Raw genomic sequence first — 6,913 nt, 5'->3', positions numbered from 1 at the left:
GGTTATGTCAGCTTATATAAATATCTGGTTAGCGCATGATGCATGTTCAGAATGACGCTGCCCGTATCAGACGGTTGCGCAATTAATTTCATTCAGGTTCTTAATCAGCTGTTTTTCACTAAAGCAAAACTCAAACACTCAGAAATATCCATCGTTAGATAAAGCACTCTGTAGTTATATTCAACGCAGAATTCATGCACCGCTTCAATAACGCCATAACGATATTGAGAGCGCCAGTTGCCTTGAATGTAGTCATGACCAGCAATAATACCGGTTGACTTTACTTTTCTGGAACAGGCTCGGAGCTCATCTCGGGTTAATTCATAACTGTGTGTCGTATCGATATATACCCAATCGAAGATCTGATCCGGGAAACTATCCAGCGCCTCCAGCGAGGGTTTACGGTGAATGGTTACCTCTCCGCGCTGTTGTTGTTGCTGAAAATAGTCGTTCACACTCAGGTACAGCTCTTCGCTGTATCGATCCGAACTCCATATATCCACCAGATGTAGCTGCGCCGGAGAACAGATATCCACGATCTGGCGGCTCAAATCACCAGCTGCCACGCCCAGTTCGGCTACGACGCCCTGGGTGGGTAACTTCCTGAGCAGTGCCAATCGATTGGTCAATAGGGTTGCGCCCTCGACATGCTGTTGTAGCAAGGGGAGCTTCGGCAGCATATCCTCGTGTTTGGAGCGCACTGCTTGTAGGGCATTCTCATATTCGCGGCTGGTCTTCAGTACCTCGTCACACTCCACGACTGGGATGCCCGGCTCTATTCCATAACTGGCCAGCGTCAGGTTTATGTCGCTGACAAAACTGCTGGCGATCAGGATTTTGTCGAATTGGAGTCCCGCGAGCTGACTGGGGTGATAAACCGGCTTGTTCATCCAGAGCGAGCCCTGTTTGGCTGGGTCACTATCGACAAAGCCAAGCAGCGTATAGTTCAATGCCAAGGCCGGTAAGAAATGCAGCGCTTGGGTCGAGGTTCCGTAGATCAGAATGTGCATAAGGCGCTCCGCGGCTCGATATCAGATCGTTGACAACAAATTGGCGTGAATGAGGCCCTGCTGGGCAGAGCTCAAGCTTGGAAACAGTGGTAAGGTGATCGCTCCGGAGTAAAACTGTTCGGCCTGAGGCAGGGATGTTTGCTGCTTGCGTTGATACCAAGGCTGCTTGTAGATCGGTATATAGTGCACGTTGGCACCTATACCTTGTTCACGAAGTTGCTGGAATCGGGCTTTGCGCTGCGCTGGGGCTACATGCTGTACATACAGGTGAAAGGCGCTACAGCGCTCTGAGCTGAAGTAGCGAGGGAGCAGCTCAGGTGCCAGCTCTTCAAAGTAGTGTCGGGCCAGTTCTCCGCGCTTAAGGATCCAGGTTTCCAGATTGGCCATCTGGCTCAACCCTAGTGCCGCCTGGATATCGGTCATCCGGTAGTTGAAGCCGAGCATCTGCTGCTCATAGTACCAAGGGCCATCCGGTTCATTGATGAAGTCTTCCTGTTCGCGAGTGATGCCGTGGCTGCGGAGCATACGCATTGTCTTTGCAAGCTTGGGGTCGTTGGTCATGGCCATTCCCCCTTCACCGGTGGTGATGATCTTCACCGGGTGGAAGCTGAAGACGGTGATGTCGCTGTAGCGGCCGTTGCCGGTGGGTTCATCGTGATAGCGAGCCCCTAGGGCGTGACAGGCATCCTCGATGATCCGAAAACCATACTCTTGCCCCAACCGATGGATCTCTTTCATATCGCAGGGGAGGCCGGCAAAGTGCACCGGTATGACCACCTTGGGTAGTTTTCCTTCCGCCTTGGCGGCAATCAGTTTCCTCTCCAGCTCCACTGCGCACATGTTCCCTGTATCGGGCTCAATGTCGACGAAGTCGACTTGTGCACCGCAATAGAGAGCACAGTTGGCGGATGCAACGAAGCTGATGGGCGATGTCCAGACCCAATCCCCGTGGCCGACGCCCAGCGCCAGACAGGCGATATGGAGTGCAGCAGTACCTGAATTGACCGCCACCCCAAATTTAGCTCCACAGTAGTCGGCAACCGCTTGCTCGAAGCGTGGAACGACTGGCCCTTGGGTCAGGAAGTCGGACTTGAGAACTTCCACGACAGCATCGATATCTGCCTGGCTGATAGATTGACGGCCGTAGGGGATCATTCTGCTACCTTGCTCTGGTTCATCTTCTGTAGTTGTTCAATGGAGAAAAAGTCAGGATTGCTTCGAGAGTTGTATTCAAATCCCTGCTCGACCATCTTTCCTTTTTCGCCCGCAGCTGTCTTGGAGAAGTCGTTGTTGCGATTATTGAAGTTGATGGTTGGACCGATCACAAAAAAGTTATCGAACTCGAAGGTGTGGTAAGAGTCATCGGCAGGGCACATCACTTCATGGAGCTTCTCTCCTGGGCGAATGCCGATGATCTTGTGTGGCAGGTTTGGTGCCATGGCACTGGCCAAATCTGTGATGCGAACAGATGGCAATTTGGGAACGAATATTTCCCCCCCCTTCATCCGCCCAAAATTATCCAGAACGAAATCCACCCCTTGTTGCAAGGTGATCCAGAAACGAGTCATCTCTTCATGGGTGATGGGCAAGGCATTAATACCCTGATCAATCAGCTTTTGGAAGAAGGGAACAACAGAACCACGAGAGCCCACAACGTTGCCGTACCGAACGACTGCAAAACGGGTTGGATCTTGACCCGCAATGTTGTTGGCAGCCACGAAGAGTTTGTCTGATGCCAGCTTGGTAGCGCCATAGAGATTGATCGGGTTGGCGGCTTTGTCAGTTGAGAGGGCGATAACCTTTTTGACTTGATTGAGCAATGCTGCCTGGATGACGTTCTCAGCACCATGGATATTGGTTTTGATGCACTCCATGGGGTTGTATTCAGCGGCAGGCACCTGCTTGAGTGCGGCAGCATGAACCACGTAATCCACGCCACGCATCGCCATGGTAAGGCGGTTGGCGTCTCTGACATCCCCAATGAAATAACGCATGCAGGGGTCGTTGAGCTCTTGCTGCATCTCGAACTGTTTCAGCTCGTCGCGAGAATAGATGATAAGGCGTTTGGGTTTATAACGTTCCAGTACTGTCTTGACCAATCGCTGGCCAAACGAGCCAGTGCCACCAGTTATGAGTAGCGTTTTATCGTTGAACATTGTGGGCATCTCGTCTCAAAAACAGTAGATGAATCATATGCTAGCAAATAAAGTACCAGCTTTTTCTGTAAAGAGTGTGATCAATTCATAAAAACGGTTTTAAAGCCAAGGGCATCACTCAGGTCTTGGTCTCTTTGGCTTTTGTTATTTTCTGATCGCCCTGCATATATCTTCCACCGCATTGAGGGCTCTTGGGGTGAATCGGTGCAGCTCATCGGAGTTGACCAGCATCAGTCGGTGATGTTTCACCGCATCAAGGTTTGGCCACTGCTGCCAGTGACGCAGGGTGTCAGGATCTTGACTCCCGGCCAGGATCAGCGCTGGGTTGGCTCTGATGACCTGTTCAATATTCACCTGAGGATAGGGCGTTCTGGCGTTGCTCATGACGTTGACTCCGCCGCAGAGCTCGATGGCCTGAGCGGGCCAGGCGTTGCCGCTCACGCTGGTGAGCGGCGGGTACCAGAGTTGGTAGAACACCTTGACGCCGGTTGGTTGGCCATAGCGCTGTTGCAGGGTATGCAGGCGCGCCAGATAGCGATCGGCGGCTTCGTTGGCACTCTTCTCCACACCCAGTAATTTTCCCAGCGCCCGCATCTCGGTCGCCAGCGAGGCAAAATCGGTAGGCTCCGAGTAGAAGATCGGGATCCCGAGCTGTGCCAGAGGGGCCAGCATTCGTGACTGGGCCGAGCGCCAGCCGAGAATGAGATCCGGCTTTTGCGCCAGCACCGCCTCGATGTTGATGCTGCGATAATTCGCTACCTTTGGCTTGGTTTTGACCTCGGGGGGATAGTCGGAGGCATCGTCGATGGCGACCAGCTTGTCGCCGGCACCGATGTCATAAAGCAGTTCGGTCAGGTGAGGAACAACGCTCACCACCCGGATTGGCGTTGCGGCCTGCAGGGCACCGGGCAACCAGGCAACCAGCACGCAGGGCAGCCAGATAGGCAAGCGCAACCATCTACCCATGAAATAACCCCGCCACAGTGACAACCAGCGCCAGTATCAACCAGCCCCAGCCGCACCCTTGCAGAATGTTGAGTGCTTTGCGTGGTGTCTCGCTATCTGGTTCAGCACCCGTGCCGATGACTGGCCAGCGCTGGAGAGCCCCCTGATAGTAGCGAGGGCCACCAAGGCGGATCCGGCTCTTATCTACCAGCAGAGTGAGCAGCATTCCCATAGCGGGATAGGGCCAGAGCGCCCCACTTCGCAGCAACTGCGCAGCCTGCTTGAGGCGGCTTGCCAGCAGTGGCAGCCCCAGCAGCAAGATGACGGGGGTATTGAGCCCCTGATAGAGGGCGCTGGCGGCGCGACCAAAGTGGTCGAAGGCGGGATCTTTGCGACTCCAGCTCTGATTCATCAGCTGTACCAGCCGCCAGAGCAGGGCGCCCTGTACGCCAGCCAGCGCATATCCCAGCAGCGGGCCAGCCCATTGGCTGACCAGGCGCAGGACGCAGCTCTCCGTCACTGCTTTGGCGAGCCCCATGGCCGAGAGTTTGCCGGTCTCCCGCTTGAGCCAGGGAGCCACCTGCAATCTCGCCAGCGGCAGGGTCTCCTGTGTGGCGAGGGTAGTGATGGCGCTCGCCAGCTCGCGCAGCGGGCGCGACTCGAGCATCAGCAGCAGGAACAGCAGGTCGAAGATCGGCTCGCTCAGGGCCAGATTGCGCAGCGACCAGAGCCCGGCAGCGCAGGGGAGCCAGACTACCAGCATTGCCAGCAGTCCGGCCTGCATTTGTTGGCCGGGTGAACCATCGGGTCTGTGTACCTTGTGCCCCAGCCGGGTCAGCAGGGGCGTCACGGCCGAAAGACGCAGATGGGATGGCCACGGGATCACCGTTTCCAGCAGGGCAGCCCCCACCAGAGTGGCCGCCGTCGTCGAGAGGAGGGCGTCGGCCATCAAATCAAGCGAGTCGGTCTCGATCACAGCTTGCCGAGCATCTTGATGATCACTTCGGCGGAGTGCTTGCCGGCCACTTCGATGAAGGCATCGAAGGATTCAACCTGTTCCTTGCCGGCGATATCGGACATGGCGCGTACCACCAGATAGGGCACTTTGAACATGTGGCACACTTGACCGATGGCGGCACCTTCCATCTCGACCGCCAGCATCTGCGGGAAGTCGGTGCGAGCCTTGGAGATGGCGTCCGGTTTGCACATGAACTGATCGCCGGTACAGATAAGGCCGACCTTGGTCTGGTGCTTGCCCTGCTCGGCGATGCAATCCTGAGCGACCGCGATGAGTTTCTCGTCGCAGGGGAAGGCGGCGGGTTGCTGCGCCATCTGGCCCATCTCGTAACCAAAGGCGGTCACGTCGACATCGTGGAAACGCATCTCGCTGGCGATCACCACATCACCGATATGCAGATCCTGGGCAAAGCCGCCCGCAGAGCCGGTATTGATGACGCAGTCGGGGGCGAATTTTTCCAGCAGCAGGCTGGTGGCCACGCTGGCGGCGACCTTACCGATACCGGAGCGGGTTAGGATCACCTCTTTGCCTGCCAGCATCCCTTGATAGAACTCGCAGCCGCCCAGTTGCAGGGTGGTGGGGTTGCTCATCTGGCTGCGCAGCAGGGCTACTTCTTGCTCCATGGCGCCGATAATACCTACTTTCATTGCTGACCTCGTCTTGATAGCCGTGTGGCTGAATTTAAGTTGCTGTAGATCATAACAAAAGATGTCGTCGGCGCCGAGAGGCGCAAGCGAAAGGAGAGATGAAGCGCGGCGCTCCATATGGGAGCGCCGCAGGTGACAAAAAGCATTGATGAGGAGGGGCGAGGGCCTTTAGCCGAGCGCGGTGTCGAGCGTCATCATCAGGGCAAAGCCTGCCATCAGACCGAGGGTGGCATAGGTCTGGTGACCGTTGCGGTGGGTCTCCGGGATCACCTCGTGCGAGACCACAAACAGCATGGCGCCGGCGGCGAGCCCAAGTCCGATGGGGTAGGCGATGGCAAGGCCGCTGGAAAGCCCGACTCCGAGCAGGGCGCCAACCGGTTCGAGCAGGCCGCTGGCGATGGCAACCAGCACGGCGACAGAGGGGCGAAAACCGGCGGCGCACATGGCTAGCGCCACCGCCAGTCCTTCCGGAATATCCTGCAGTGCGATGGCAGTGGTAAGTGGCAGCCCCACCGACATATCCCCCTGCGAGAAGCTCACCCCGATGGCCATCCCCTCCGGCAGGTTGTGCAGGGCGATGGCAAAGACGAACAGCCAGACCCGGGAGCAGCTCTCGTGGCCGGGGCCGCAGGGGCCGGTTTTGTCATGCTCGTGCGGGGTGAACTGATCCAGCCCCAGCATCAACAGCACCCCGAGGGTCATGCCGACCACCACCACGGCGGCGGCGCTAAAGCCGTTGCCGGTAATCCCCTCGGCGGCCTCCAGCCCCGGCAGCAGCAGGGAGAAGGCACTGGCCGCCAGCATCATACCGGCGGCAAAGCCCAGCATGGTGTCCTCAACCTTTTGCGGTACCGAGCGCAGAAACAGGGCAGGCAGGGCGCCGATGGCGGTGGCGGCAAACCCGGCGGCACCACCGATGAGGCCGTAGCGCACGCCGCTGGTCACCTCGCCGGTAGCGAGCATGATGAGACTCTGCAACAGCAGCAACAAGACGGCAGCCAGCGCGATAAAGAGACCGAGGGCGGTAAGTGGCCGCGCCTGCAGTTGTTCACGCAGCTGGGCAGACCAGGTTGAAGCGGGCAGATACGAGCTGTTATCCATAAACAGGGCCTCTTGTTACAGCAAATGGTTACAACG

Annotated in this window: 7 protein-coding genes; all 7 read right to left on the bottom strand. The window is 57.0% G+C overall.

Annotation, left to right across the window (positions count from 1 at the left end; all coding sequences use genetic code 11):
- Positions 1 to 104: 104 nt before the first annotated feature.
- A complete protein-coding gene (locus LG31_RS0119360; RefSeq protein ID WP_050513491.1) occupies positions 105 to 1,010 on the bottom strand; it encodes a class I SAM-dependent methyltransferase in 906 nt (301 codons plus the stop codon).
- A 21-nt stretch (positions 1,011 to 1,031) separates the two neighbouring features.
- The gene (gene pseC / locus LG31_RS0119355) at positions 1,032 to 2,165 is read right to left on the bottom strand and encodes a UDP-4-amino-4,6-dideoxy-N-acetyl-beta-L-altrosamine transaminase (RefSeq protein ID WP_033116038.1); all 1,134 of its coding nucleotides are present in this window, start codon (positions 2,163 to 2,165) and stop codon (positions 1,032 to 1,034) included.
- Complete coding sequence (pseB, locus tag LG31_RS0119350; RefSeq protein WP_033116037.1) at positions 2,162 to 3,166, bottom strand: UDP-N-acetylglucosamine 4,6-dehydratase (inverting); 1,005 nt, start codon at positions 3,164 to 3,166, stop codon at positions 2,162 to 2,164. The genes pseC and pseB overlap by 4 nt, the downstream gene beginning before the upstream one ends.
- A gap of 144 nt (positions 3,167 to 3,310) precedes the next feature.
- Positions 3,311 to 4,132, bottom strand: a complete 822-nt coding sequence (locus tag LG31_RS0119345) for a cobalamin-binding protein (RefSeq protein WP_033116036.1) — start codon at positions 4,130 to 4,132, stop codon at positions 3,311 to 3,313.
- A complete protein-coding gene (locus tag LG31_RS0119340; protein WP_033116035.1) occupies positions 4,125 to 5,087 on the bottom strand; it encodes a cobalamin biosynthesis protein CobD/CbiB in 963 nt (320 codons plus the stop codon). Before LG31_RS0119340 ends, LG31_RS0119345 begins: the two co-directional genes overlap by 8 nt.
- Complete coding sequence (mtnN, locus tag LG31_RS0119335) at positions 5,084 to 5,776, bottom strand: 5'-methylthioadenosine/S-adenosylhomocysteine nucleosidase (protein WP_033116034.1); 693 nt, start codon at positions 5,774 to 5,776, stop codon at positions 5,084 to 5,086. The genes LG31_RS0119340 and mtnN overlap by 4 nt, the downstream gene beginning before the upstream one ends.
- A gap of 168 nt (positions 5,777 to 5,944) precedes the next feature.
- Positions 5,945 to 6,877 (bottom strand): ZIP family metal transporter, encoded by a 933-nt coding sequence (locus LG31_RS0119330; protein WP_019446013.1) that lies wholly within the window; start codon positions 6,875 to 6,877, stop codon positions 5,945 to 5,947.
- Positions 6,878 to 6,913: the final 36 nt, after the last annotated feature.

The organism is Aeromonas lacus, from assembly GCF_000764665.1.
Lineage (GTDB): Bacteria > Pseudomonadota > Gammaproteobacteria > Enterobacterales > Aeromonadaceae > Aeromonas > Aeromonas lacus.
Note: the sequence above shows the minus strand (reverse complement) of the source record. Positions and strands in the feature narration are given on the sequence as shown.

Bases quoted from the DNA above. Each gene is read 5' to 3' on its own strand.
- LG31_RS0119345 (WP_033116036.1), bottom strand. From the start codon at position 4,132: ATGGGTAGATGGTTGCGCTTGCCTATCTGGCTGCCCTGCGTGCTGGTT.
- pseB (WP_033116037.1), bottom strand. From the start codon at position 3,166: ATGTTCAACGATAAAACGCTACTCATAACTGGTGGCACTGGCTCGTTT.
- LG31_RS0119330 (WP_019446013.1), bottom strand. From the start codon at position 6,877: ATGGATAACAGCTCGTATCTGCCCGCTTCAACCTGGTCTGCCCAGCTG.
- pseC (WP_033116038.1), bottom strand. From the start codon at position 2,165: ATGATCCCCTACGGCCGTCAATCTATCAGCCAGGCAGATATCGATGCT.
- LG31_RS0119360 (WP_050513491.1), bottom strand. From the start codon at position 1,010: ATGCACATTCTGATCTACGGAACCTCGACCCAAGCGCTGCATTTCTTA.
- mtnN (WP_033116034.1), bottom strand. From the start codon at position 5,776: ATGAAAGTAGGTATTATCGGCGCCATGGAGCAAGAAGTAGCCCTGCTG.